Origin of the sequence: Mycobacterium sp. OAE908 (assembly GCF_017872775.1) — a bacterium.
Lineage (GTDB): Bacteria > Actinomycetota > Actinomycetes > Mycobacteriales > Mycobacteriaceae > Mycobacterium.
The window spans coordinates 2,389,104-2,414,995 of record NZ_JAGGJL010000001.1; the positions used below are offsets into that span (position 1 = coordinate 2,389,104).

A 25,892-nucleotide genomic window follows, 5' to 3' on the forward strand; every position below is an offset into this window, starting at 1 on the left:
GTAGGCGTCGGCCATCACGGGCCGATGGATCGGGTGGGCGCGCGGTGGTGCGCTGCGGGGTCGGGTGTCTGCCGGGTGGAGAGGCCGCCTGGCGTTACGGTCGCACCAGCGGGACGTGGCGGTTCAAGAAGTCGATCTGGTCAGTGATGATTCCCTCAAAGTGAGGTTCCAGGTACGGCTCAAAGTGGGAGCAGTCATAGGACTTCACCTCCCCGTTGGGGATGCGAGACACGATTCTTCGAGCCTTCGCATACGGGGTGACATCGTCCTTGATGGCCAGCTGCACCAATGTGGGTGCGGTGATCTTGGCGGCGTGACGGCCCGGGGAGTACAGCGGCACCCGTAGGGCAATACGCGCAGCGACGTCGTTCTCGGCGAGCAGTTCTTCGCGCTTGTCCCCCGCCATCCGTTCGACGAGCTCGGCGGCCCCGGGGGAGGTCATCATCGCGACGTCACCCGGATAGCCAATAGCTGCGGTCCGGTAGGGCGGACGTCCCAACCAGTCACCCACTTGGTCGCGCACACCCGCGAGAATCAACCGCGATACCAGCTTCGGGGATTGGGCGAACGCCGACGCTGGGCCGGTAACGTGCGGCACCTGCACGATTGCCGCAGCGAGGTCGTGGTCGTGGCTGGACAGAACCAGGACGTGCCCGCCGCCGAAGGAGGAACCCCAGGCGACGACGCGGGTGTTGTCGACACCGTCCAGGCTGCGGGCGTAGGCGATCGCAGCCCGCCAGTCCGCTTGTTGGGCCTTGATGTCCAAGATCCGGCGGGGCTGCCCGCCGGATGCACCCCAGAACCGGTAGTCGAACACCAGCACGGCGTAACCGGCCTTGGCGAACCGTTCGGCGTAGGCGTCCAGGCGCAGCTCGCGGAACGCGGCGAACCCGTGAGCCATCACCACGATCGGCGGATTCTCAACGCTCTCGGGCCGGTAGAGCCACGCCGCGCAGGGTGTGCCGTCGGACGTGAAGGTCACGTCGTGTCGGACGTAACTGAATGGCTGGTTCATCGCCCTGGCCTCCATTCGGTATCTTGAATGCTGTTCAAGAACCTAGCAGTGTCTTGAACGGCATTCAAGAGAGTGTGACCTAGACGGCAGTCGGGAGGACGGGATGGCGCGGAACAAGCGCCCGCAGGCAGCCGATGAGAAGCGTGCAGAAATCGTCGCAGCGGCACGACGGCTGTTCATCGATGCTGGCTACGACCCCACCTCGATGAGCCGCCTGGCCAAGGAATCCGGGGTGGCGCCCAATACCATCTACTGGTACTTCGGGGATAAGGACGACGTCCTGATCGCTGTGCTCGAGAGCGTCATGGCCGATGTTTGGCCGCAGTACCAACAAGTTGCGACCGAACCGATCGCCGCCCGACTGCTGTGGGTGGTTCGCCAGTTACACCAGTTGAGCCGCCTCGTGACGACGGTGCACGCCCGCGTCGAACATTCGGCCGCCATCGCCGAGTGGCATCACAACTTCCATCTGATCACCGGCGCCCTGGCCCGTTACGAATTAGAGACCGCAGGAGTCTCACCTGCGACTGTGGAGGCCGAAGTGATGATCGGCATTTTCACCATCGAAGGGCTCCTCATGCATGACCAGAATGAAATCGAGCAACGCGCCATCTGCGACGCCCTGGCTTCACGCTGGACTATGAGCCAGCCGCGCTCGTCCTGAGCGGGAAGTTGACGTGCGGTCTGGTGCCCTTGCGGTGAAGCCCACGCCCCTCAGCTAACAATCTCATGCTGTTCTCGCCCCTAGCCCTGATGAAACTGCGGACCTATTGCGGACATGCGACCGCCTCGGGCTTGCGGATCGAACGGCATCTGACCTGATCAACGTGGAGCCGATGACGGGAATCGAACCCGCGTATTCAGCTTGGGAAGCTGATGTTCTGCCATTGAACTACATCGGCATTCCGGACTAGCCGGTTAGACCACGAAGGCTAACATTCGAGCGGCTACGCTCGCCTCGTGCTTCTCTCCGATCGCGACATCCGGGCCGAAATCGCCGCAGGACGACTGGGCATCGACCCTTTCGAGGAAAGCCTTGTCCAGCCCTCGAGCGTCGACGTTCGGTTGGACAACTTGTTTCGGGTCTTCAACAACACCCGGTACACCCACATCGATCCCTCCACTCGGCAAGACGACCTCACGTCTCTGGTCGAACCCAAGGAGGGGGAGCCGTTCGTGCTTCACCCTGGCGAGTTCGTGCTCGGGTCGACGCTTGAACGCTGCAGCCTGCCCGTGGATCTGGCGGGGCGACTCGAGGGCAAGTCGTCGCTCGGCCGGCTCGGCCTGCTGACCCACTCCACGGCGGGCTTCATCGACCCCGGCTTCTCCGGCCACATCACCCTCGAACTGTCCAATGTCGCCAATTTGCCGATCACGCTGTGGCCGGGCATGAAAATCGGCCAGCTGTGCCTGCTGCGGCTGACCAGCCCCGCCGAACACCCCTACGGCAGCGCCAAGGCCGGCTCGAAGTACCAGGGCCAGCGCGGGCCGACCCCGTCGCGGTCGTATCAGAACTTCATCAAGTCCACCTGACGGTCCGCCGCGGGTGCAGGATCCGTGAGGTTTCGGTAACTCCGGCGAAACACGAAACATATGCTCTTCTCCGATCTGGAGGGAGCCCGAATTGGACGCGATCGATCCTGCCGCCACCGCATGGCTGCTCGCGAGCACCGCGCTCGTCCTGCTGATGACCCCAGGCCTCGCCATCTTCTACGGCGGCATGGTCCGCACCACCGGCGTGCTCAACATGATCATGATGAGCTTCATCTCGATCCCGCTGGTGACCGTCGCCTGGCTGCTCGTCGGCTACACGCTCGCGTTCTCCGACGACACCGCGGGCGGCGTGGTCGGCAGCCTCAAACACATCGGCATGCTCGGCATCAATCCGGACACCGCCCGCGGCCCCGTGCCCGAATTGTTGTTCGCCACATTCCAATTGGGCTTCGCGATCGTCACCGCCGCGTTGGTCAGCGGTGCGATAGCCGACCGCGCCAAGTTCGCCGCGTGGATGGTGTTCGTCCCGCTGTGGACCATCGCGGTATATGCGGTCGTCGCGCACTGGGTGTGGGCTCCCGGCGGCTGGCTGATGCGCCTCGGCGCGCTGGACTACGCGGGCGGCATGGTCGTCGAGATCGTCTCCGGCATGTCAGCCCTCGCGCTGGCTCTGGTGCTGGGCCCGCGCATCGGCTTCAAGAAGGAGGCCATGCGTCCGCACAACCTGCCCTTCGTGCTTCTTGGCTGCGGCCTGCTGTGGTTCGGCTGGTTCGGGTTCAACGCCGGGTCGGCGCTGGCGGCCAACGGAATGGCATCAGCGGTCTTCCTCAACACCTTGGTGGCGGGGTGTCTGGGCATGCTGGGCTGGATCACGGTCGAACAGATCCGCGACGGCAAGCCGACGACGTTCGGTGCGGCCTCGGGTGTGATCGCCGGCCTGGTCGCGATCACACCGTCCTGTGGAACCGTGAACACCTTGGGCGCGACGGTGGTCGGGCTGGCGGCGGGCGTCGTCTGCTCGTTCGCCGTCGGCGTGAAGTTCCGCTTCGGCTACGACGACTCACTCGACGTCGTCGGCGTGCACTTCGTCGGCGGCGTCGTCGGGGTGCTGCTGATCGGATTCCTGGCCACCGCGGTGATGACCGGCGGCGCGCAAGGCCTCTTCTATGGCGGCGGCGTTATTCAGCTCGGCAAGCAGGCGCTGGGCGCGGTGGTCGTCGGCTCGTATGCGTTCGTCGTGTCCTACGTACTCGGCAAGATCATCGACCGCGTCATGGGCTTCCGCATCAGTCCGGAGGACGAGACCACCGGCGTCGACTTCACCCAGCACGCCGAGACCGCCTACGCGGAGGCGGTGCACGGGCATCAGCCGTCGCGGCGTCCGACGGTGTTCGGCGACCTGAACCTACCGGCGCCACGCCCGGAGACCGCCGAAGAAGGCTGATTCCCTTAACGGCGGTAAGGGAATTTGAACCGTCGAGGGCGGGTTGTCGTTGAGCCGAGTAGGGTTTTGATACCGGCGCCGGCGACCGCTTTCAGCTAACGCCGCCGAATGTAACGGCCAGGCTGCTCGCGACGATGAAACATCGGGTCGTCGACTCGTGTGAGGCACGACCTTACTGGAAATCTTGATAGCGCAGCAAACACTTTGGAGGGTCAGTGGACATCGTGTTAGGTGTGTCGATGACACCTACGACGGTCCGCATGGTGCTGGTCGAAGGCGATAAGGCCGACGGGCCGATCGTCGATCACGATGCCTTCGACGTCACCGCCGCCGATGGCTCAGCAACGTCTTCGAGCGCGGCAGAACAGGTCGTCGACGCAATCCTCGGCACCAAGGAAAGCGCCGATGCGGGCGGACATCATCTCAAGTCGATCGGCGTCACGTGGAGCGACCACGCCGAGGCCTCCACGTTGCGAGACATGCTGGCCGCGCGCGGCATCAACGACGTGATGCTGGTCTCCGACGGTCACGCCGCAGGCGCCCTCGCGCAGGCCGCCGGCCGGGTGATCGGATATGCGACCACCGCCCTGCTGTTCATCGACCGCGACAGCGCCACCTTGTCGGTGGTGCAGACCGATGACGGCTCTGTCGTGAAGGTGTTGAGCCGCTCGCTGCACAGCGGTGACGCGATGGCCGTCCTCGCCGACATGGCCGCGGCCGTCGCCGCGCAGGACTCGCCACCGCAGGGCATGTTCGTCGTCGGCTCCGGCGTCGACGTCAGCGCGGTGAAGGCACACCTCGAGACTCTCGTCAGCATGCCGGTCAGCGCGCCCGACGAGCCCGAGCTGGCGCTGGCCCGCGGCGCGGCGCTGGCTTCTGCGAACGCACCGGCTTTCGAGGCAACCACCGTCGGCCTGGCCTATTCGCAGGACCCCGACGGCACCACAGCCGGCAACGCCTACGTGGGCCTGGCCGCGGCCGAAACACAGCTGGCTCCGGTGGGCGTCGGGCTGGTCGACGAGTACTCGGCGCAGACCGATATGGAGCCGATCCCGACCGACGAGGGCCGCAAGCCGTTCCTGCTCGTCGGCAGCGCGCTGACTTCGATTTTCGTGGTTGGCGTTGTGGCACTGGTCATTTCGCTGGCGGTGAGCATCCGCCCGACGGTCGACCAGCGACCCAACCCCGGCCCGAACGCGATAGTGCCGAGCACGGTGGCGCCCGCGCCTGCTCCGGTGCAGGAGGCGCAGCAGCCCGTCGCGCCACTGCCCCCGCCGCCGGCCGAGACCATCAAGCCGCCGGTGCCCGTCGCCGTGCAGGAGGCTCCCGCGCCGAAGCAGGCGCCGCGTCAGGTGTTCGTCGAGCAGGCGCCCGCCCCGCAGGCACCTCCCCCCGCAGCGGCACCGCCGCCTGCACCCGAGGCGCCCCCGGCCCCGCCGCCGGTCGCGCCTGCACCCATTCCGTACATCCCGGCTCCGGTGTACAACCCGCCGGTCTACAACCCGTACCTGCCGCCTCCGGGTTACTACCCGCGGCCCAGGCCGTGGACGCCGCCGTGGCAGCACCCGCAGGAGCCGCCGCAGCAGGATCCGCCGGACTACCCGCAGTCGCCCGGCTCCGGTGGTGGGTACCCGGGCTCCGGTGGTTCCGGGGACTACCCGGGTTCGGGCTCCGGAGGGGGCGGCTATCCGGGCTCCGGCGGCTCGGGCGGCTCAGGGGACTACCCGGGCTCGGGCGGACATGGCGGACGCGGGGGCACCAGCTGCTTCCTGATCTTCTGCTCCGAGCGCGGCTAGCCGTAACCTTCTGTTGGCTTGGCGCTTGGTGTCCCGTAGCAATTAGCTCATAGCGGCTGCCTATAGAGGCAGTATGAGATGCACCGTCTTCGGTACGGGCTATCTCGGCGCGACACATGCCGCCGGAATGGCCGAGCTCGGACACGACGTCATCGGCGTCGACATCGATGAGGGCAAGGTAGCCAAACTCGCATCCGGCGACATTCCCTTCTACGAACCCGGCTTGCGGAAGGTGTTGAGCGACAACATCGCCGCGGGCCGGCTGCGGTTCACCACCGACTACGACGAAGCGGCCGATTTCGCCGATGTGCATTTCCTCGGCGTCGGGACCCCGCAGAAGAAGGGCGAATACGGCGCCGATCTACGCCATGTGCACGCGGTGATCGACTCGTTGGTGCCGCGGTTGCGTAGGCACGCCGTGATCGTCGGCAAGTCGACGGTTCCCGTCGGTACGGCCGCCGAACTCTCCGACCGTGCGCGCCGGATCGCGCCCGAAGGTATCGACGTCGAGATCGCGTGGAATCCGGAGTTTCTGCGCGAGGGCTTCGCAGTTCACGACACCTTGCATCCCGATCGCATTGTGCTTGGAGTGCAACGGGATTCGACGCGAGCAGAGGCAGCGATCCGCGAACTCTACGCCCCTTTGCTGGACGAGGCCGTGCCGTTCCTGGTCACCGACCTGCAGACCGCCGAACTGGTCAAGGTGTCGGCCAACGCCTTTCTCGCCACCAAGATCTCGTTCATCAACGCGATCTCCGAGGTGTGCGAGGCCGCCGACGCCGACGTCACGCTGCTGGCCGACGCACTTGGGTACGACCCGCGGATCGGACGCCGATTCCTCAACGCCGGCCTCGGATTCGGCGGTGGTTGCCTGCCAAAGGACATCCGCGCGTTCATGGCTCGCGCCGGCGAACTGGGGGCCAATCAGGCGCTGACGTTCCTACGGGAAGTGGACAGCATCAACATGCGTCGTCGTACCCACATGGTGGAAGTGGCCACAAAGGCCTGCGGCGGTTCACTGTTGGGTGCGAACATCGCCGTGCTCGGCGCCGCGTTCAAGCCGGAGTCCGACGATGTCCGCGACTCACCAGCGCTCAACGTCGCAGGCATGCTGCAACTCAACGGCGCCACCGTCAACGTCTATGACCCGAAGGCGATGGAGAATTCACAGCGACTGTTCCCGACATTGAACTATTCGACGTCGGTGACCGAGGCCTGTGAGCGCGCCGACGCCGTGCTGGTGCTCACCGAATGGCGTGAGTTCGTCGAGCTGGATCCCGACGATCTTGCCGGCACCGTGCGCGCGAAAGTCGTTGTCGACGGCCGCAATTGCCTCGACGCCGACCGGTGGACCGGCGCAGGCTGGCGGATGTACTGCCTGGGCCGGAGTGCGGTCCGGGTCAACCAGCAGACGCCTGCTTGAGCATTCCACCGAAGCCGTCCCACAACAGCATGAAGACGAGTTCGACGACGCGCTCGCGTGGCACATCGCGGTTCTCGTACCACCAGGTGGCGACGCCGCTGCACGCCGACTGCGTGGCCCGGGCGAGGATCCATGCCGCATCGTCGACGGTGATGCCCTTGACCGACTGGGTATCGGCCGCCCCGAACCGGATGAGATCGGCGATGGCAGCGGTGCCACGATCGGCGATCTCCTGACAGACCGCGGCGATCTCCGGATCGGCGGGCGGATCGCGGTGCAGGAATCGCCAGATGAACGGATCCTCCTCGACGAGTTCGAAATAGCTTTCGATGCTCGCGCGGACCAACTCCTCGGCCGACGCGCCCTCGACGCGCCGCAGTGAGCGGTTCCTGATCTGCTCGGCATGCAACTCCAACAGGGCGATGTGGAGTTCGCGCTTGGAGCCGAAATGGTCGTAGAGCACGGACGGCACGACACCCGCGCGCGCCGCGATGTCCTGCATTTTCGCCTCGTAGCCGGACTCGGCGAACGTCTCGACTGCCGCGTCGAGGATGCGGGTCCGTCGTTCTGCTGCCGGAATCCGCGTCCTTGCCATACCGAATTGTAATTCGGTAAACTCCGGCCAGGTAACCGAACGCAGATTCGGTTGGACGGAGCGTCTGATGACCGCGAAGCAACGCATTCGATGGCTGGCAATGCATGGCACCGCACGCGGAGTTTCACGCCTACTCGCCCGTCGGGGCGACCCGCAGGGCCGGCTCATCACCGACCCGCAGGTGCGGAGCAACCCGGTTCCCTTCATCGAAGAACTGCGCGCGATGGGCCCGATCGTCAAGTGCCGGCTCATGCACATCACTGTCGACCACAAGATCGCCAACGACTTGCTGCGCTCCGACGATTTCCACGTCTTCGGCTTCGGCTCCGGGCTGCCGAAGCCGCTGCAATGGGTCGTCCGACGGACCGACCCTGGCCTGCTGCATCCGATCGAGCCGCCGTCGATGCTTTCGGTCGAGCCGCCTGACCACACCCGCTACCGCAAGCTGGTCTCGTCGGTGTTCACCACCAGAGCCGTTGCGGCGCTTCGTGATCGCGTCCAACAGACTGCCGACCGACTGCTCGACGAGCTGGAGGGGGCTGGAACCGTTGATATCGTGGAGCGCTATTGCTCGCAGCTTCCGGTCACGGTGATCGGCGACATCCTCGGTGTGCCCGACGACGCGCGGCCCCGCATCCTGGAATTCGGCGAGTTGGGAGCGCCCAGCCTCGACATGGGGCTGACCTGGAAGCAGTACCAGCAGGTGTACCGCGGCATCGAAGGCTTCAACAATTGGCTGGCCGACCACCTGGAGCAGTTGCGGCGCAACCCTGGCGACGACCTGATGAGCCAACTGATCCAGGCTTCCAACAACAGTGCAGAAGATGCTCGACTGAGCAATGAGGAACTGCTGGCCACTGCGGGTCTGGTACTGGCCGCCGGTTTCGAGACGACAGTCAACCTGCTGGGCAACGGAATTCGCATGTTGCTGGATGCGCCCGAAGATCTCGAGACGCTCAAGGCGCGACCGGAGTTGTGGCCGACCGCGGTCGAGGAGGTCTTGCGGCTGGAATCGCCGGTCCAGATGACTGCCAGGGTGGCCGCCGTTGACACCGAGATCGCCGGGACGCTGGTGCGTACGGGCGAGGGCGTGTTGATTTACGTGGCAGGCGCCAACCGCGATCCGAAGGTCTTCACCGATCCGCACCGCTTCGACATCGAGCGTGCGAATGCGGGCAAGCACCTGTCGTTTTCGGGTGGCAGGCACTTCTGTCTCGGTGCGGCACTTGCCCGTCAGGAGGGCGAGGTCGGGCTGCGCACGTTCTTCGAGCGCTTCCCGGACGCTCGGCTTGCCGGTGACGGCAGTCGCCGCGACACCCGGGTGCTGCGCGGATGGTCGTCACTGCCGATCAGGCTTGGAAGGGCGCGCGCGGCGGTAAGTTCGTAGCCGTGGATTTCCGAGCGGCACTGCTCGACCAGACCCGGGACTTCGGGGAACTGATCCGCAGTGCAGACCCGTCGACGCCAGTACCGACGTGTCCTGGATGGGCGCTGAAGCAGCTTTTCCGCCATGTCGGTCGCGGAAACCGTTGGGCTGCACAGATCATCGCCGACCGCAGGACCGACGAGCTGGACCCGCGTGATGTCCGCGACGGCAGACCGCCTGATGAGCCCGACGCCGCGATCGACTGGTTGAACAACGGCGCCCGGCTCGTCGTCGACGCTGTCGACCGAGTGGGCCCCGAGACGCGGGTCTGGACGTTCATCGGTGCGCGCCCGTGTGGCTGGTGGATCCGCCGCAGGCTGCATGAGGCCACGGTGCACCGCGCCGACGCGGCGTTCGCGCTGGGGTTGGACTTCGAGCTGTCGCCGGAGTTGGCCGCCGATGGGATCAGCGAGTGGATCGAGCGCGTCAGCGTGCAGTCCCGATCGTATCCGCTGCCGTTGGAGGAGGGCCGCACGTTGCACCTGCACGCCACCGACGACGACCTCGGTCCCTCCGGTGAATGGACGATCACCAGCGACAAGGTGGACGGCGTGGCATGGTCCCACGACCACGGCAAGGGCGACGTCGCCTTGCGCGGCCCGGCGAAGGATCTGCTGCTGGCCATCGTGCGTCGGCGCACCGCGGCCGAACTCGGCGTCGAGGTATTCGGCGACATTGCGGTCTGGAACAGCTGGCTGGACCACACACCGTTCTGAGAGGCGTAACTTCTCGACCATGACGACTTCGGAGATCGCAACCGTCCTCGCCTGGCATGACGCGCTCAACGAGCAGGACTTCGAAACCTTGACGCAGGTGTCCAGCGACGACATCGAATTCGGCGACGCGAACGGCGCGGGCCAGGGCCAGGACGCCTTGCTGGAGTGGGCGAATTCGCTGACCGTCACAGCCGCCGACCCGGGCCGGTTGTATGTCCGCGACGGGGTGGTGGTCGCCGAGGAGCAGGACGGCGCTGGGGTGGCCTTCCGCGTGGTGCACGACCACGTCACGTCGGTGTTCCGGCATCCAGACCTTGCCGCCGCGCTGGCCGCGACCGAGCTCACGGAGAAGGACCTCGCAGGCTGATGCGCGGCATCATCCTTGCCGGCGGTTCGGGTACGCGGCTGTATCCGATCACCAGGGGCGCGTCCAAACAGCTGATGCCGGTGTTCGACAAGCCGATGATCTACTACCCGCTGTCGACGTTGATGATGGCGCGCATCCGCGACATCCTGATCATCACCACTCCCGAAGATGCCGCGGCGTTTCACCGATTACTAGGCGACGGTTCGGATTTCGGCGTCAACATCACCTACGCCGAGCAGCCGCAACCCAACGGCCTTGCCCAGGCGTTCGTGATCGGGGCCGAGCACATCGGCGGTGATTCGGTGGCCTTGGTGTTGGGCGACAACATCTTCTACGGGCCCGGATTGGGAACCAGCCTGAGCCGGTTCCAAAAGGTCAGCGGCGGAGCCATTTTCGCGTATTGGGTGGCCAACCCGTCGGCGTACGGCGTCGTCGAGTTCGCCGCCGACGGCACCGCGCTGTCCATCGAGGAAAAACCCGCCACCCCGAAGTCGAATTACGCGGTGCCCGGGCTGTACTTCTACGACAACGACGTCGTCGAGATCGCGCGGTCGCTGAAGCCCTCGGAGAGAGGCGAATACGAGATCACCGAGGTCAACCAGATCTACCTCAACCAGGGCCGGCTGTCGGTCGAGGTGCTGGCTCGCGGCACCGCGTGGTTGGACACCGGAACATTCGATTCGCTACTCGACGCCGGTGACTACGTCCGCACCATCGAACGCAGACAGGGTCTGAAGATCAGCGTGCCCGAGGAGGTGGCGTGGCGCGTCGGATTCATCGACGACGAGCAGCTGGCCGCCAGGGCGCGCACCCTGCTCAAATCAGGTTACGGCGCTTACCTTTTGGAGCTTCTGGAACGCTAGGTCACCGAGATGACGCGGACCGCTTTGTCATAGTAGTCCGTCACGTAGATCGTGCCGTCCGGCGCTACCGCGATGTGATGGACGTTGGTCTCCGGCTTCGGATCTATCGAGAATGACGTGACTTTGGTGTTCGTGGCGGTGTCGATCACCGTGACGGTGTCGTTGCTGTTGGCCGTGTAGAAGTAGGCCCCGTCCGGGCTCAGAGCCCCGCCGATGGGGTCCTTGCCCACTGCGACCGTCTTGACGACGGTGTTGGTGCTGGTGTCGATCACCGACACGGTGTCAGGACCGTAGTTGGTCACATAGATATGTGCCCCGTCCGGTGTGATCGCGAGCGCGCGCGGCGAACTGCCGACCTTTACCGTTTTGACGACGGTGTTGGTGGCGGTGTCGATCACCGAAACCGTGCCGGAAGATCGGTTGGCGACATAGATCTTGCTTCCGTCAGGGCTCGCGGCTATTCCGAACGGCGCACTACCGACCTTGACGCGGGTGATCTCGGTGTTGGTCGCGGTGTCGATCACCGAAACGGTGCTCCCGCTGGAGTTGCTGGCGTAGACGCGCGATCCATCGGGGGTCACGGCGACTTCCGTCACGCCCGGCCCCACCTTGACGGTTTTGATCACCTGATTGGTGGCGGTGTCGATGGTCGCAACTTGATTGGTCCCGTGCAGGCCGACGTAGGCGCGCGTGCCGTCGGGGCTGACAGTGACGGCATTGGGCCCGGCCCCCATCGGGATTGTCGCGACGACGTCGTTGGTGCTGGTGTCGATCACGTACACCGACTCCGTGAACCGGTCGGCGACATAGACCTTGGTGCCGTCGGGGCTCGTTCCCAGCCCGGTGGGACCCTTACCTATCGGGATGGTCGCCTCTGGCGTGTACGTCGGCGTCGCGGTGAGCGCGGCAATCATCATGCTGGTCTCGACCGGCGCCATCACACGGGCCGCGCCCTCGGACATCGCCTGTCCGAACTGGCGGCGCGCCCACGCGAAGACCGCCAAGAATCCCGGCGAGTCCATCGGCGACGTCGGTGTCTTGTTCGCGTCGGGACTCAGGCCGGCCCAGGAGAGCACGCTCGAGACAATCCCGGTGACCGCCGTCGTCGGCTTCGGCGGCTCGGGTGTCTTGGCGATCAGCGGCGAGGCGAGCGCGGTCGGCGTGATGGACGGAGGCGCAGCATCGGCCTGCGGTTCGGTGGCCGGACCGCCACGCACCACGTCCGAACTGCTCACCGACGACTCGGGCGCATCGAGCGCGGCCTTCAGAGAGGGATGCGAATCGGACTTCGGTGGATCGTCGGCGCCGGCGTTACCGAAGGAGGTGAGTGCTCCGCCGGAACTCTGCACGATTCCGGTGCGCGGATCATCCTTCGACGTCGAATTCGAGGATTTCACACCACTTTTCGCGAAGTCCGTGGCGTGCTCGATGCCTGACAGCACATTGTGCACGATGGCCGACACGGCGTCCGACAACGGATTGGACGGCGTCTTTGCTGTTGTCGAATCGGACGTCGACGATGTCGACGATGTCGTCTCCGAACCGGTGTCGGCGAAGGCCACGCCCGGCGGACCTGCGATACCGAATCCGACCCCCAGTGCCACGGCAAGTGCCCCGACCCGACCGATGTTTCGCGCGTACCCCATCGTGATCACCTCTCCCCAGGTGTGACGCAACCAGCGTCGCACGACTCGGCCGTGGCGGTGTTCGATTCCGCAAACAAAGGTGGGGTTGCTGGTGAAGCTGCGGATTCTCGGATTAGGGTGACGCTACTGTCGATTCGGCGAACGCGAGCTGAGCAGCGGCGTTGCTAGCACCGCCGCGATCGCCGTAGTCAACGGCACCGACAGCGCGAGCGCGATACCGCCGACCGCCGACCGCGCGATCTCGATGGCCACGCTCTCACTGGTCAGTACGTCTCCTAGCGAACGGTTCGCCACGCTGAACAACAGCAGCAGCGGTAGGGCGCTACCGGCATATGCCAACACCAACGTGTACACGGTGCTTGCGATGTGGTCGCGGCCCACCCGCATGGCGCCGACGAAAATCGCCTTACGGCTCGCGCCGGTCTCGGCCAACTCGAATACCGTCGAGGCCTGCGTGACAGTGACGTCGTTCAGGACGCCGAGGGAGCCGATGATGAACCCGGCGAGCAGCAGTCCGGTGATCGAAACGTTGCCGAGATATGCGGCGACTTCGTTGTTCTGATCCTCCGAAAGGCCGGTCAGATGGGCCAATTCGATTGCGCCCCAAGATAACAGTGCGGCGAGCAGCAGCGCTGCCAAGGTGCCCAGCAGTGCGGCGCTGGTGCGCAGGCTCACCCCATGCGCCAAGTAGATCACCGCGTACAGGATCGCCGCCGATGCGACCAGCGCGACCGGGATTGCCGAGGCGCCGTCACGCAATGCGGGCAGCAGGAACACGACCAGCACGACGAAAGCCACCACGATGCCGATCAGCGCACGCAACCCGCGCCAGCGGGCCACCGCGACGATCACAACGGCGAACACGGCCGCGAACGCGATCAGCGGCCAGGTCCGCTCGAAGTCGTAGAACGCGTAACTCGTCGTGCCGGCCGCGTCGACCTGACGGCTGATCCGGATGTGGTCGCCGACGGCGAGATGGGGCTGGCCCGGTCCGCCGCTGAATTCGAGCATCGTGTTGGCGTCCTTGTTGGGGCCTGAGTCGATGCTGATCAGCGTCTGTACACACTGGCCACCGCCCGGCGGGGCCTGCTCCGGTTCGGCTGTCAGCACGGCACCGTTCGACGGGCTGCCGCACGGTGCGGTCTTGCTCGACAGCACGTGCCCAGCCTCGGTGGTGACCGCTCCGCCCGCGGCATTCTGGAACGGCAGTGGGATGTCGACCTTCTGGTGGCTGGGCCAAAGCCACACCGCGCCTGCCAGCACTGCGACGCCGATGGCGATCAGGGCGCCGACGACGACCTTGGCTGCCATCGGGCCCAACGGTGCTGGGCCGCTCAGTGAGTGCGAATGCGAATGCGCCACCCGGACAGGGTAGATGTGAAGGTTGTGTGGCTACCGGCGGTCGAGGTCTATGCGGACGATGGGCAGCTGGCCGCCCAACTGGCTGTTGGCTGTCCGGTTGATCCAGGAGAGTTGCGCGTTGCGGGCGTGCGCGTCATCGTCGGCTAGAACTGCCCGCCGCTTCACTGACGATAAGAGGACAGGAAGTTGCCGAGCCGCTCGATTGCGTTGGCGAGGTCGCGAGACCACGGCAGCGTCACGATGCGCAGGTGATCCGGTGTCGGCCAGTTGAAGCCGGTGCCCTGGGTGACCAGGATCTTCTCCTGCAGCAGCAGGTCGAGGACCAGTTGCTCGTCGTCGGCGATGTCGTACACCTCGGGATCGAGCCGCGGGAATGTGTAGAGCGCGCCCTCGGGCTTCACACATGAGACGCCCGGAATCTCGTTGAGCTTGGTCCACGCCACGTCGCGCTGCTCACGCAGTCGCCCGCCGGGCAACACCAGATCCTCGATGCTTTGATGGCCGCCCAGCGCGACCTGAATCGCATGCTGCGCAGGCACATTCGGACACAGCCGCATGTTGGCCAGCAGGCTGATGCCCTCGATGAAACTGCTCGCGTGTTCCTTGGGTCCGGTGATGACCAACCAGCCGGAACGGTAGCCCGCCACCCGGTAGGCCTTCGACAACCCGTTGAAGGTCAGCGTCAGCACATCTGGCGCGACCGACGCCGTCGCGATGTGCTTGGCGTCGTCGTAGAGGATTTTGTCGTAGATCTCGTCGGACAGCAGCAGCAGCTGATGCTTGCGCGCCAGATCGGCTATCTGCGTGAGGGTTTCGCGGGTGTACACCGCGCCGGTCGGGTTGTTCGGGTTGATCACGACGATCGCCTTGGTGCGGTCGGTGATCTTCGACTCCAGGTCGGCGACGTCAGGCATCCAGCCCTGTGTCTCGTCGCACATGTAGTGCACCGGGGTGCCGCCGGCCAGCGACGTGCAGGCCGTCCACAGCGGATAGTCCGGCGCGGGGATCAACACCTGGTCGCCATTGTCCAGCAGCGCCTGCAGCGTCATCTGGATGAGCTCGGAGGCGCCGTTGCCGAGATAGACATCGTCGACGTCGAACTTCGGGAAGCCGTCCACGAGTTCGTAGCGGGTGAACACCGCGCGACGGGCCGGCATGATGCCCTTGGAATCCGAGTAGCCCTGCGCGTAGGGCAGCGCCTGAATGATGTCGCGCATGATCACGTCGGGCGCCTCGAAGCCGAACGGCGCCGGGTTGCCGATGTTCAACTTCAGGATGCGGTGACCCTCGGCCTCCAGTCGAGCCGCGTGGTCATGCACCGGACCGCGGATCTCATACAGGACGTCCTGCAGCTTCGACGACTGCGTGAACGTGCGCTGCCGCGGGTGATGCCCGGTCGCCTGCCACGGCACGTGGTGGGTAGTCACGTCTCCCATGATCGCACCGCAGTCCAATTAATTTGTAAAAGCGCTGGTTATCGCTTGCCGGGCGGGCGGGCGCCCTTGGCGATGCCAAGTCCCTTCACCGGCGGCTGTGGCTTCTCGCCGTTGTCCTCTGCGGAAGGCTCAGGCGCAGCGGGGGATTCGCCGTCGGTGGCCGGTTCTGGTTGCGGCGCAGCGGGTTTCGGTGCCGCCGCGGTCTTCTTGGCGCCAGGTCGACGCGCGCCGGGCGCGATGCCGAGCCCTTTGACCTCCGGTTCGGCGGCGGTCGATGCGGGCTCGGTTGCCGTGGACGCGGGTTCTGCCGCGGTCGACGCGGGTTCAGCCGCGGCAGGCGCGGCCTTCTTGGCGCCCGGACGCTTGGCTCCTGCGGCGATGCCGAGGCCCTTGACCTCTGGTTCGGGCTTGGCGGGCGCCTCTGCAGCAGCAGGTGCCTCCGCGGCGGCCGGAGCGGCTTTCTTCGCACCGGGACGCTTGGCTCCTGCGGCGATGCCGAGGCCCTTGGCAGGTGCTGCGGGAGCCTCGGTCGGGGCTGCTTCGGCGGCGGGCGCTGCGGCCTTCTTGGCGCCCGGTCGCTTGGCACCGCCGGCAATGCCGAGGCCGGTGACGGGCTTGGTCTCGGTTTCGGTTGCGGTCTGCGCCGCAGGCTCCGGCTTGGCTTCCGGTTCTGCCACCGTGGTCGAGGCTTCCACCTTCGGTGCTTCAGGCTCGCGGGCCGCCCGCTCCTCGGCTTCCTTTGCGGCCGTGCCCTTTTCGGGCAGCTTGACGCTGCTTGTGTCGAGCGAGCCCAACAGCAGCTGAGCCACGTCGAGCACCTCGGCCTTCGGCACGTCGTTGGCTGCTGCGACGTCGTCGACACCGTCGGTGATCATCACGCGGCAGAACGGGCAGCCGGTCGCGATCGCCGAAGCGCCCGTGTCGAGCGCCTCTTCGACGCGCTCGTGGTTGACGCGCTTGCCGATGTGCTCTTCCATCCACATCCGCGCGCCGCCGGCACCGCAGCACAGGCCGCGGTCGGCATGCCGGGGCATCTCGGTGAGCTTGGCGCCCGAGGCCCCGATCAGCTCACGCGGCGCCTCGTAGACCTTGTTGTGCCGGCCCAAGTAGCACGGGTCGTGGTAGGTGATGTCCTTCCCACCGTCGGGGCTGCTGACGGGCACCAACTTCTTGTCCCGGATCAGCCGGTTCAGCAGCTGGGTGTGGTGCAGCACGGTGTAGTTGCCGCCGACCTGCGGGTACTCGCGGCCCAGTGTGTTGAAGCAGTGCGGGCAGGTGACGACGACCTTGCGGTCCACCCGCTCGACGCCTTCGAACATCTCGTTGAGCGTCTCGACGTTCTGCGCTGCCAGCTGCTGGAACAGGAACTCGTTGCCGGAGCGGCGGGCGGAGTCGCCGTTGCAGGTTTCGCCCTCGCCGAGCACCAGGTACTTCACCCCGGCGATCGCGAGCAGTTCGGCGACGGCCTTCGTGGTCTTCTTCGCGCGGTCCTCGTAGGCGCCTGCGCAGCCTACCCAGAACAGGTACTCATAGCCCTCGAAGGATTCGACGTCCTTGCCGTACACCGGCACGTCGAAGTCGACCTCGTCGATCCAGTTGGTGCGATCCTTGGCGTTCTGACCCCACGGATTGCCTTTGGTCTCAAGGTTTTTGAACAGCACACCGAGCTCGGACGGGAACTCCGACTCCATCATCACCTGGTAACGGCGCATGTCGACGATGTGGTCGATGTGCTCGATGTCCACCGGGCACTGCTCCACGCACGCACCGCACGTCGTGCACGACCACAACACATCGGGGTCGATGACGCCGCCCTGTTCGAGTGTGCCAACCAGGGGGCGTGTGGCCTGGTCGGGACCGGAGCCAAGGATGCGCTCGAAGCCCGACTCGGGCACGTGGTGCACCTCGTCGTGCTTTTCGCCGCCGAGTTCCTCGCCGAGTCCGCCTTCGGGCGTGTTCTCCAGCGGCGTCTCCTTGTCGCCGAGGATGTACGGCGCCTTGGCGAACATGTGGTCGCGCAGGTTCATGATCACGAGCTTGGGAGACAGCGGCTTGCCGGTATTCCAGGCTGGGCATTGCGACTGGCAGCGGCCGCACTCCGTACAGGTGGTGAAGTCGAGGTAGCCCTTCCAGGTGAAGTCTTCGATCTTGCCGCGACCCAGCACGGCATCTTCCGCGGGATCCTCGAAGTCGACCGGCTTGCCCTTGTGCTCGACCGGAAGCAGCGGGCCGAGACCGTTGGGCAGCCGCTTGAACGTGATGTTGATCGGTGCCAGGAAGATGTGCAGGTGCTTGGAGTGCAGCACGATCAGCAGGAAGATCAGCGCCACTGCGATGTGCGCCAGCAACGCGATCGTTTCGATCCACTCGTTGGCCGTGTGCCCCAGAGGCGCGAGCAGCTGCCCCATGCCGTGGCTGAAGAACGCTCCCCAGCCGTAGGGGAAGTTGCCCGTGTTCACCGCGGCACCGCGGAAGAACGCATAGCTGAAGATGACCAGGAAGATCATGAACAGGATGAGCCACGCGCCGCCGGTGTGGGAGCCGTAGAACCTCGACGACCGGCCGTGCTCCTTCGGCTCGGTGCGTAACCGGATGATCGCGAAGGTGATGATGCCTGCGAGCACAGCCAGCGCGATGAAGTCTTGCAGGAAGCCCAGCACCGCCCAGCGGCCGACCACGGGGATATGGAACTTGGGGTCGAACAACACGCCGTAGGCCTCGATGTACACCGTGATGAGGATGAAGAAGCCCCACATGGTGAAGAAGTGGGCGAGACCGGGGATCGACCACCGCAGCATGCGGGTTTGCGCGAGCACCTCTTTGAGCTGAGTGCCGATGCGCTCACCCATGTGGTCGGTGCGGCTGTTCTGCTCGCCGACCGGTTGGCCCGCACGCACCAGGCTGGCCAGCCAGAGCACGCGCTTGAGGGCGAACGCCGCCACGACAGCCGTCAGCAGTAGCCCGACAATGAGCCTGATCAGCGTCTGCGATTCCACCGCGTGCCTCCCGATTCTAAGTTACCCATGAGTAACTTATCGCTGGTTACTGGCCAGTAACTTTCGCTAGATGCCTGCTCATAGTTGCATCCGGCGGGGAAACACCGCTACGAAGGCTGCCCTAACTAGGTCTGCGGGGTCGTCGACGTCCCTCCAGCGCCGGTGCCGGTACTGCCGGTACTGCCGGTGCCCGAGCCCGTTCCGCTTGTGCCGCTGGTGGTTCCGGTGCCCGTCCCGGTTCCGCTTGTGCCGGTCCCGGTTCCAGTTCCGCCGGTTCCCGTTCCGGTGCCAGTGCCGGTTCCACCGGTACCTGTGCCCGTCCCGGTGCCGCCGGTTCCGGTGCCACCGGTTCCCGTTCCGCCGCCGGGTCCGGGATCGATCGGCGGTGGCTTCGGCGACGATGACGTCGGCGGGGTCGGTGTGGGTGGCGTCGGCGGAGTGGGGTCAGTGGTCGGCGGCGTCTCGGACGTGGTCGTCGGAGGCGTTGCCGGCGGCACGTACGGCTGGTGTGTGACGGGTGCCTGCCGCGGTGCTTGATAGCGGGGCGCGGGCTGCTGCACCACGACTGTGGTGATTTGGGGGGCCTGCGGCGCCGGGGTTGCTGGGAGAGTGGCCGGCGCCGCAGGCGTTGGAGAGGTGGTCGACGTCGACGTGGTCGCCGCCTCCACCGGAGTCGTGGTGGTGTCCTGCAGAAGCGTGAAGCCGAACACCGCGGCCGCGATCGTCGCGGCAACCGCCGACAGGCCGAACAGCACCAGGGGGCTGCGCCGCGGCGGTGCGGGATCTTCCTGCCACTGTTGAGGGCGGAAAACCACCTCGGGCCGGGAGTCGGTGACGTCGCTGTAGGGCAGCACGTCCTCGATCTGGTCGTCCTGGGACCAGGCCAGTGCTTGCTCGCTGGCCGCCAGGGCCACGGCCGATGCGGCAGCGGCAGGAGCGGTTGGCGTCATCACCGTGGCGGTGTCGACGACGCGGGCACGTTGTGCGATCAGCGCCGCGCCCTCTGCGGCCGTCAGCTGCGGGTGTGGCGTCGTCACGACGGGCGCGCGCAGGTGCTCGGACAGCCGTTGGGTGACCAACGGGATGCGGGCACCGCCGCCGATGGTGGCGACCGCCGCAACACTCGCCTTCGGGACGCCGTAGCGCTCGAGCGTTTCATCAAGTGTCGCAAGGAATTCCGACAGCGGGGCCCGCATCAGGTCCTCGAGCTCGGTGCGCGTGACGCGGATGTCGGCTCGATGCCCTGGCAGATCCGCGACGACGGCGGCCGCCGTCTCCGCCGACAGCCGTTCCTTGGCGCGACGGCATTCGTCGCGAAGCCGCACCAATGAGCCGACCATCGCGGTGCCCGACGGATCGACGTCGGCCAGTCCGGTCACGACGTGGCTCAGCAGCGCCTGATCGATCTGGTCGCCCGAGAAGTCGGCGAAGCGGACGGTCTCACCGAACGTCGAGAAATCCCTCGCGGCGTTGGCGAGGGTGATGCTGGTGCCACTGCCGCCGAAATCGCACAGCACGATCACGCCGTGTGTGGGCAACCCAGGCTTGGCCCGCAGCGCCGTCAGGGCCGCGGTCGCATCGGAGACCACAGGCAGCTTGCCGCGCAGGTTCCTGCGCAGCGTGTCGACCACCGACGGCCGCCAGTGCGCCGGCACAGTCACGGTTGCGTCCGCCATCGGCATACCGTCGGTCACCGCGTGCGCCATCGCGCCGAGAGCGTCTGCGAGCAGTTCTTCGGACCGATACGTCGCACCATCGGGCGCGATCAGCGGCACCGGATCCCCGACGCGGTCGACGAACCCGGTCAGGCGCTGGCCGCGCAGCACCATCTCGGCGGGACGGATGACTGCCGTCTGCCCGTCGCGGGTGCCGGCGAGGTTCGTCGCGCCGACCGACAGGCCGATCGAACGGCCTTGGTTGCCTGGGGAATTGAACATGGGAACGACGGTAGGGTGATCGCTGCCACAGCAAATCCGGTGCCACGCCCGTGCCGAAATGACCCCGATAGGGGATTTCGATTAGGGGAATCGGCGGCGTTGGGGGCTCAGCCCTGAGGGGCCAGCATGGCGCGCAGCATCGACAGCATCTCCGATCGCGAGTCGGCGCCGAGCCTGCGGCGGATCCGCGCGACGTGGTGCTCGACGGTCTTGGCGGAGATGAACAGCTGGCTGCCGATGTCCTTGTACGGCATGCCGAGCAGCAGCAGTTCGGCGACTTCGCGCTCGCGGTCCGACAGTCGCGACGAGGTCGGCCTCGACGGGCCGGAGCGGGCAGCGTCGGCAGTCGCGGTCACCGGCTCGAGGCCGGGAGCCTCATCGACCGCGGCCGTCTGCTTGAGGTCACGGGCCAACTGCAGCATCGCGCCGGAGACGCGGCCGTCGGGCGTCTGCAGGGCGGCCTGACTCGCCAGTCGGGTGGCATCCCAGGTCAGGCCGAACTGAGAAAGGCCACGCGCCGCCACGGTCACCTCGTCGATATCGACGTGATTGGCCAGCACCCGCAGCCACGTCCGGCCCGCGGTCGCCAGCGCCTTGGCCAACGCGCTGTCGGCTGCCGCGGCGGTCAACGCCTGACCGTGCGGCGCCACCGCGGCCGGCGAGTTGGCCAGGATGCCTGCGTGCACACCGGCCCAGTGCAACGGCACCGACCACAGTGGCGGATCGCCGAGCGACTCGAGCAACGAGAACGCCTCGGTCAGTGTGTGTTGCAAACGGTCGACTTGACGCATCCTGGCCGCGGCCACCCACAGCTCGCCGAGCGGCAAGAGCGAAAAGAGATCGACCGAGTATTCGGCGAGCACTTCCATCGCTGCGTACCAATGCTTTTGGACCGCACCGCTGTCGCCGCTGCGCCTGGCGATCGCCGTCTGCAGCGCGGCGGCCCACAGCGCGTCGCGGCGGTGCAGGGTGGTCGCGGCCGTCGCAGCGACGTCGGCGGCGGCCGCCGATAGCTGCCCGTCCTGCATGTGCACCCAGCCGAATAACAGCCGGTGCCGGTGCGAATTGAAGGATTCATCTGTCGTGTCCAGCTGGCCACCGGATCGCACCGCACGCCCGATCACGCTGCGGGCGCGCACCGGATCACCGCCGTGCAGGGCAGCCAGGGTCACGAGTGCGGCCGGGGTGTCGGGTGCGACGCCAGCGGACTGTTGTTCGGCGATGATCGATTGACCAAGGCGCGCAACGGCAATCGGGAAGGGTTGATCAAGTGACAACAGCAGGCCCTCGGCCAGACTGCGCGCGGCGCGGGCGGTCGACGTCGGGGGTCCGGCGCTCTCGGCGGTCAGGGTGGACCGCGCCGCGTCTGCGTCGCCGGCGCCGACCAATACGATCGCGCCTGCCGCGCTGACGAATGCATCGGGATAGGGCCCCAGCCAACGGAATAGGTCGGCCGCCTGCGCGGCGCCGCCGTCGTGCACGGCGACGCTGGCGGCGATCCGGACCGCGGCAGCGCGCTCGGCCGCGTCCTCGGAGCCGAGCAGTTCGTCGGCCAACCGGCCCGCGGTGGTGCAGTCACCGGTCAGTGCGAGCGCATCGGCCAGTCGAGTGGACAGCGCGGTCGCTCCCGCTTCGGCGGCCGCCCGGTACAGCCGCGCCGCGCGCGTCGGTTGGCCGTGGGCACGCGAGGCCAGGTCGGCCAGCGCGGTGGCCAGTCGGTCGTCGCGCAGCCCGTGTTCAGCCAGCCGCAGCGCGAGATCCGTTGAGAGCGTGGATGATTCGAGCTGAGAAACAAGTAGGGAGATCTCAGTGTCGTGGTGGCGCGCGGTGCCGATGATGCCGGCAATGCAACGGTGCACCGAGCGCAGGAAGGTGTGGCTGTGAGATGGCTCGATCAGGCCGCTTGCCCGGGCGCGGTCGACCAAGGCCTGCGCACCGTCTGCGCCGACCTTCAACGCCGCCGCGACGTCGTCGGGTCCGAGTTCGGGGCTCAGCGACGACACCAGCAGCGTGTCGAGCACCGGTTCGTCAAGGCGGCGCAGCCGCTCGATCAACGCGAACTTGGCTGCCTGCATGATCGCTGTAGCGGGTGTTTCGCCGTCGGGTGAGCCCGCAGCGGCGATTGCGGGCGCGAGCAGAAACGGCAGGCCCGCCGTTGCCACCATCAGTGACCGGATGATCTCGGAAGTCGGTGGGGTGCTTAGTGTTTCGGTGACCAGGCGGTGCACTTCGGCCGGACTGAACGCGCCGAGCGAGACGATCGGGTTCTCGCGCTCGATCGCGGTGGTGAGCGAACGCAGCGCCGGGTGGTGTGCGAGCGGTTCCGCGGCCGCCACGACGATTGTTGCGGGATCGGCGACCAGCTCACCGAGTCGGGCGAGCTCCGCATCGTCGAGCAGATGCGCATCGTCGATGACGACCGCCGCCGCGTCACCCTTCTTGGGTGGGCGGGTCAGCACCGGCACGTCGGCCGCGCGCAGCGCCGACCGGATCGCGGCGAGAACCGAACTCTTACCGGTGCCGATACCTCCGGAGACCAGGATCTTGACCGGGTCGGTCGGCGCGGCGAGGACCTGGGCCACCGCGTCGCGCGCGGCCGGCGGGATGTCGGACAGCGGATCGGGTGCCGGGGTGGCCATGGGTCACGGTGTAACGGACGTCGCCGGTGACAACGCGGCGGCGGTGGTGGTGGTCACCGGCTGCGTGGTCGTCGGTTGGGTGGTTGTCGGCTTCGTCGTCGTGGTGGTCGGCGGCGTCGTGGTCGTCGTCGTTGTCGTCGTGGTGGTGGTTGTCGTGGTGGTGGTCGTTGTGGTGGTGGACGACGTGGTGGTTTCGCTCGTCGTCGTCGGCGACGGCACCACCGTCGTGCTCGGCTCCCCGTTGGGGCCGGTCACCGTCACCGTCACCGGGGCGCCCTCGGTGGCGGGTCCGGTCGGCGACGGGCCGGTCTCGACATGCGTGGCCGTCTGCGTCACCGGGCCGCTGTTCTCGCTGCTGCTGGTCAGGGTGATCGCGAGCCCGCCAATGGCGAGCAGGACGGCCGCGGCCGCGGCCCCGAACAGAATGGGCGGACGCTTGTACCAGGGCAGCGGGGCCGCCTCCGGCTCGTAACCCTCTTCCTCGTGAGCGAACGCCATCTGCGGGCGCGCTTCGGTGCCGCCCTGATCGAAGGTGTAGTCCTCACCGGAATACGGCACCGGCTCCCCGCCTGGTGCGTCGTCCTGCGACCACGCCAGCGCCCGGAACGTGGCAGACGCGGCGCCGTCGGACGCCGATTCGGAGGCGGCCAGGCCTGCCGCACCCGCGGCCCAGCCCGCTGCGGCCATGCCCGTCGGCGCATCCGCTGCGGGAGCCAATCCCGTCGGCGCCATGCCGGTTGGCGCATCGGGCTCAAGCCCGCGGTCGGCCACCAACGCGGCGCCCGCCGCGACGTTCAGTTGTGACTGCGGTGTGGTGATGACGGGGGCGCGCAGGCGCTCGGACAGCTGCTGAGTGACCCGCGGGATGTTGGCTCCGCCACCGACGGTCGCCACTGCCGACACGTTGGCCAGCGGAATGTTGTTGCGCTGCAACGTTTCTTCGATGGTGTCGAGCAGGCCGGCCAGCGGCGCGGCGATCAAGCTCTCGAGTTCGTTGCGGGTGACGCGCACGTCGGAGTTGAAGCCCGGCAGCTCGGCGCGAACCACGGCCGCGGTCTCGGCCGAAAGCCGCTCCTTGGCCAACCGGGACTCCTCGCGAAGCCGGGCCAACGATCCGAGCCCCAGCGTCCCGGTCGGGTCGGCATTGTTGGCGTCGGCGATGCCGGCCATGACGTGGTTGAGCAGAACCTGGTCGATCTGGTCGCCGGAGAAGTCGGGGTAGCGGACGGTCTGGCCGATCTGGCCGAAGTTCGTGCCCGCGTCGGCCAGCGTGACACTGGTTCCGCTGCCGCCGAGGTCCACCAGCGCGACGACGCCGCTCGCCGGTAATCCGGGTGCGGCCTGCAACGCGGCGAATGCCGCAGCCGAGTCGGGGATGAGCGCAGCGGGCACACCATCGGGGGCGAGGCTCGGCTTGGCGCGCAGCGCGCCGCGCAGCGCGCCTACGGTCGCGGGACCCCAGTGCGCAGGCACGGCGATCGCGACGGGTGTGCCGCCACCGACCGTGCGAGCCATCGCGTCGAGAGCCTCCACGAGCACGCGTTCACCCAGGTGCGGCGAGCCGTCGGCAGCGACCAGCGGAACCGGATCGCCGACCCGCTCGACGAAACCGGTCAGCACCAGACCGGGGGATATGTCGTTCGGATTCGCCGCGTATTCGTAAGGCACGCCGACTTCGGGTGCTCGGTCGTTGAACAAGGTGAGCACGGAACGGCGCATGACCGGAGCGCGCCCGATTCGGGCTGCCACCAAGTTGGTCATCCCAATGGACAACCCAAGTGAGTCGTTCATGGTCTCCTCGTGTTTGGCAGTTCCACACGATAGCCGCCAAATCCCCCTAATGGTGGGAGAACCCCTAACGGTCAGTCCCCTAATGCCCGTGCGGCAGAGCTGGGTTTCGCACCGATCTAAGGGGGCGGCCCCGTCGATAGCATCGAGTCAAGCCTTTGGGCTACGCCGCATATATCTCTGCAATGGGAAGGAGGGTTTCCATGGCTAACTCGCTACTCGATTTCGTGATGTCGTTGGTGCGCGACCCCGACGCCGCCGCAGCCTACGCTGCTGATCCGGGACAGGCGATCGCCGACGCGCATCTGAGCGATGTGACCAGTGTGGACGTCAACAATTTGATTCCGGTCGTTTCGGAATCGCTGTCGATGGCAGTGCCGTCAGCACCCTCGGGGGGTGCTGACACCGTGATCGACGATCATGCCAGCAATGTTTGGGCAAGTGGCGCTGCCACGGCCGCGTTCGATGCGTTCGACGATCATGTGCCTACGGTCGCAGTCGACGACGCTCACACCGTGGTCGACAATCTGGTCACCGATCCCGATGCCGCCGTGCATTCGGGCATCGACATGCTCGCCGACGCCGGGGTGCCGGACTTGGCTGGTGCCGACGATCCGTCGCTGCACTTCGACGGCCCGGTCATCGACGACGCGCCGGCCATCGAAGCGCATGCCGAGGACGACTGGAGCCACTCCGCGCCCGAGGATCACCACGTCGAGCCCGACCACGGTGGGTTCGACATCTTCGAAACGTAAAACACCAGCTCCATCGCACGATGCGCGGTCCGCACGGGCCGCGCATTTTGTGTGTTTGAGCTGCGAAAATGTTTCTGATTCAAACAACGCCCCACTAGATCCCTAACCACCCCCTAATCCCCTAACGGGGCCCCCACCCCAACCCCGGAGTGAATACGGTCAGGGAGGGGATTCGACCCCGTTTCTTCAACGCC

Annotated in this window: 19 protein-coding genes and 1 tRNA gene; 10 read left to right on the plus strand and 10 right to left on the minus strand. The window is 66.6% G+C overall.

What is annotated here, in order from left to right; genetic code table 11:
* Positions 1-94: 94 nt before the first annotated feature.
* The gene (locus tag J3E61_RS11695) at positions 95-1,015 is read right to left on the minus strand and encodes an alpha/beta fold hydrolase (protein ID WP_192725733.1); all 921 of its coding nucleotides are present in this window, start codon (positions 1,013-1,015) and stop codon (positions 95-97) included.
* Positions 1,016-1,118: 103 nt separating this feature from the next.
* Here J3E61_RS11695 and J3E61_RS11700 point away from each other — a divergent pair, with 103 nt between their 5' ends.
* Positions 1,119-1,679, plus strand: coding sequence for a TetR family transcriptional regulator (locus J3E61_RS11700; RefSeq protein WP_192725732.1), 561 nt, complete (start codon positions 1,119-1,121; stop codon positions 1,677-1,679).
* A 164-nt stretch (positions 1,680-1,843) separates the two neighbouring features.
* Here J3E61_RS11700 and J3E61_RS11705 read toward each other — a convergent pair.
* Positions 1,844-1,917 (minus strand) — tRNA-Gly (locus J3E61_RS11705).
* 58 nt (positions 1,918-1,975) lie between these two features.
* On the opposite strand from J3E61_RS11705, the gene J3E61_RS11710 reads away from it, so the two are divergent.
* The 4 genes from J3E61_RS11710 to J3E61_RS11725 all read left to right on the plus strand — a co-directional run bounded on the left by J3E61_RS11710 (position 1,976) and on the right by J3E61_RS11725 (position 7,172).
* A complete protein-coding gene (locus J3E61_RS11710; RefSeq protein ID WP_192725725.1) occupies positions 1,976-2,548 on the plus strand; it encodes a dCTP deaminase in 573 nt (190 codons plus the stop codon).
* A 91-nt stretch (positions 2,549-2,639) separates the two neighbouring features.
* A complete protein-coding gene (locus J3E61_RS11715) occupies positions 2,640-3,953 on the plus strand; it encodes an ammonium transporter (RefSeq protein WP_210083657.1) in 1,314 nt (437 codons plus the stop codon).
* A 215-nt stretch (positions 3,954-4,168) separates the two neighbouring features.
* The gene (locus tag J3E61_RS11720; protein WP_192725723.1) at positions 4,169-5,749 is read left to right on the plus strand and encodes a hypothetical protein; all 1,581 of its coding nucleotides are present in this window, start codon (positions 4,169-4,171) and stop codon (positions 5,747-5,749) included.
* Between the two features lie 73 nt (positions 5,750-5,822).
* The gene (locus tag J3E61_RS11725; RefSeq protein ID WP_210083658.1) at positions 5,823-7,172 is read left to right on the plus strand and encodes a UDP-glucose/GDP-mannose dehydrogenase family protein; all 1,350 of its coding nucleotides are present in this window, start codon (positions 5,823-5,825) and stop codon (positions 7,170-7,172) included.
* Here the strand turns inward: J3E61_RS11725 and J3E61_RS11730 are convergent.
* Positions 7,150-7,767, minus strand: a complete 618-nt coding sequence (locus J3E61_RS11730; protein ID WP_192725721.1) for a TetR family transcriptional regulator — start codon at positions 7,765-7,767, stop codon at positions 7,150-7,152. The genes J3E61_RS11725 and J3E61_RS11730 overlap by 23 nt on opposite strands.
* Before the next feature lie 67 nt (positions 7,768-7,834).
* Between J3E61_RS11730 and J3E61_RS11735 the strand changes: the two genes are divergently transcribed.
* Genes J3E61_RS11735 through rfbA form a run of 4 tightly spaced genes read left to right on the plus strand, consistent with a single transcriptional unit; the run spans position 7,835 to position 11,139 of the window.
* Positions 7,835-9,154: a cytochrome P450 gene (locus J3E61_RS11735; protein WP_210083659.1), complete on the plus strand. Its 1,320-nt coding sequence runs from the start codon at positions 7,835-7,837 to the stop codon at positions 9,152-9,154.
* A gap of 2 nt (positions 9,155-9,156) precedes the next feature.
* Complete coding sequence (locus J3E61_RS11740; protein WP_210083660.1) at positions 9,157-9,909, plus strand: maleylpyruvate isomerase family mycothiol-dependent enzyme; 753 nt, start codon at positions 9,157-9,159, stop codon at positions 9,907-9,909.
* 19 nt (positions 9,910-9,928) lie between these two features.
* Positions 9,929-10,276 (plus strand): nuclear transport factor 2 family protein, encoded by a 348-nt coding sequence (locus tag J3E61_RS11745; RefSeq protein WP_192725718.1) that lies wholly within the window; start codon positions 9,929-9,931, stop codon positions 10,274-10,276.
* Positions 10,276-11,139 (plus strand): glucose-1-phosphate thymidylyltransferase RfbA, encoded by an 864-nt coding sequence (gene rfbA / locus J3E61_RS11750; protein ID WP_192725717.1) that lies wholly within the window; start codon positions 10,276-10,278, stop codon positions 11,137-11,139. Before J3E61_RS11745 ends, rfbA begins: the two co-directional genes overlap by 1 nt.
* On the opposite strand, the gene J3E61_RS11755 is transcribed toward rfbA, so the two are convergent.
* From J3E61_RS11755 to J3E61_RS11785, 7 genes are all read right to left on the minus strand, one after another.
* Complete coding sequence (locus J3E61_RS11755; protein ID WP_192725716.1) at positions 11,136-12,785, minus strand: beta-propeller fold lactonase family protein; 1,650 nt, start codon at positions 12,783-12,785, stop codon at positions 11,136-11,138. The two genes, rfbA and J3E61_RS11755, sit on opposite strands and share 4 nt — an antisense overlap.
* Before the next feature lie 123 nt (positions 12,786-12,908).
* Positions 12,909-14,096 (minus strand): YibE/F family protein, encoded by a 1,188-nt coding sequence (locus tag J3E61_RS11760; RefSeq protein WP_210085519.1) that lies wholly within the window; start codon positions 14,094-14,096, stop codon positions 12,909-12,911.
* Between the two features lie 212 nt (positions 14,097-14,308).
* Positions 14,309-15,583, minus strand: coding sequence for a pyridoxal phosphate-dependent aminotransferase (locus J3E61_RS11765; protein WP_210083661.1), 1,275 nt, complete (start codon positions 15,581-15,583; stop codon positions 14,309-14,311).
* A 38-nt stretch (positions 15,584-15,621) separates the two neighbouring features.
* On the minus strand, positions 15,622-18,579 hold the full coding sequence (locus J3E61_RS11770; RefSeq protein ID WP_210083662.1) for a 4Fe-4S dicluster domain-containing protein: 2,958 nt from the start codon (positions 18,577-18,579) through the stop codon (positions 15,622-15,624).
* 125 nt (positions 18,580-18,704) lie between these two features.
* Positions 18,705-20,516 carry an Hsp70 family protein gene (locus J3E61_RS11775; protein WP_210083663.1) on the minus strand — a complete coding sequence of 604 codons (1,812 nt, stop codon included), beginning with the start codon at positions 20,514-20,516 and terminating at the stop codon, positions 18,705-18,707.
* 107 nt (positions 20,517-20,623) lie between these two features.
* Entirely contained in the window at positions 20,624-23,155 is a 2,532-nt protein-coding gene (iniR, locus tag J3E61_RS11780) for an isoniazid response ATPase/transcriptional regulator IniR (protein ID WP_210083664.1), read from the minus strand.
* Positions 23,156-23,158: 3 nt separating this feature from the next.
* The gene (locus J3E61_RS11785) at positions 23,159-24,946 is read right to left on the minus strand and encodes an Hsp70 family protein (RefSeq protein ID WP_210083665.1); all 1,788 of its coding nucleotides are present in this window, start codon (positions 24,944-24,946) and stop codon (positions 23,159-23,161) included.
* Between the two features lie 200 nt (positions 24,947-25,146).
* On the opposite strand from J3E61_RS11785, the gene J3E61_RS11790 reads away from it, so the two are divergent.
* On the plus strand, positions 25,147-25,698 hold the full coding sequence (locus J3E61_RS11790) for an Rv0340 family protein (protein ID WP_210083666.1): 552 nt from the start codon (positions 25,147-25,149) through the stop codon (positions 25,696-25,698).
* The last annotated feature ends 194 nt before the right edge of the window (positions 25,699-25,892 follow it).

Bases quoted from the DNA above. Each gene is read 5' to 3' on its own strand.
- J3E61_RS11695 (WP_192725733.1), bottom strand. From the start codon at position 1,015: ATGAACCAGCCATTCAGTTACGTCCGACACGACGTGACCTTCACGTCC.
- J3E61_RS11700 (WP_192725732.1), top strand. From the start codon at position 1,119: ATGGCGCGGAACAAGCGCCCGCAGGCAGCCGATGAGAAGCGTGCAGAA.
- J3E61_RS11725 (WP_210083658.1), top strand. From the start codon at position 5,823: ATGAGATGCACCGTCTTCGGTACGGGCTATCTCGGCGCGACACATGCC.
- J3E61_RS11730 (WP_192725721.1), bottom strand. From the start codon at position 7,767: ATGGCAAGGACGCGGATTCCGGCAGCAGAACGACGGACCCGCATCCTC.
- J3E61_RS11735 (WP_210083659.1), top strand. From the start codon at position 7,835: ATGACCGCGAAGCAACGCATTCGATGGCTGGCAATGCATGGCACCGCA.
- J3E61_RS11745 (WP_192725718.1), top strand. From the start codon at position 9,929: ATGACGACTTCGGAGATCGCAACCGTCCTCGCCTGGCATGACGCGCTC.
- rfbA (WP_192725717.1), top strand. From the start codon at position 10,276: ATGCGCGGCATCATCCTTGCCGGCGGTTCGGGTACGCGGCTGTATCCG.
- J3E61_RS11755 (WP_192725716.1), bottom strand. From the start codon at position 12,785: ATGGGGTACGCGCGAAACATCGGTCGGGTCGGGGCACTTGCCGTGGCA.
- J3E61_RS11760 (WP_210085519.1), bottom strand. From the start codon at position 14,096: ATGGCAGCCAAGGTCGTCGTCGGCGCCCTGATCGCCATCGGCGTCGCA.
- J3E61_RS11765 (WP_210083661.1), bottom strand. From the start codon at position 15,583: ATGGGAGACGTGACTACCCACCACGTGCCGTGGCAGGCGACCGGGCAT.
- J3E61_RS11775 (WP_210083663.1), bottom strand. From the start codon at position 20,516: ATGTTCAATTCCCCAGGCAACCAAGGCCGTTCGATCGGCCTGTCGGTC.
- iniR (WP_210083664.1), bottom strand. From the start codon at position 23,155: ATGGCCACCCCGGCACCCGATCCGCTGTCCGACATCCCGCCGGCCGCG.
- J3E61_RS11785 (WP_210083665.1), bottom strand. From the start codon at position 24,946: ATGAACGACTCACTTGGGTTGTCCATTGGGATGACCAACTTGGTGGCA.
- J3E61_RS11790 (WP_210083666.1), top strand. From the start codon at position 25,147: ATGGCTAACTCGCTACTCGATTTCGTGATGTCGTTGGTGCGCGACCCC.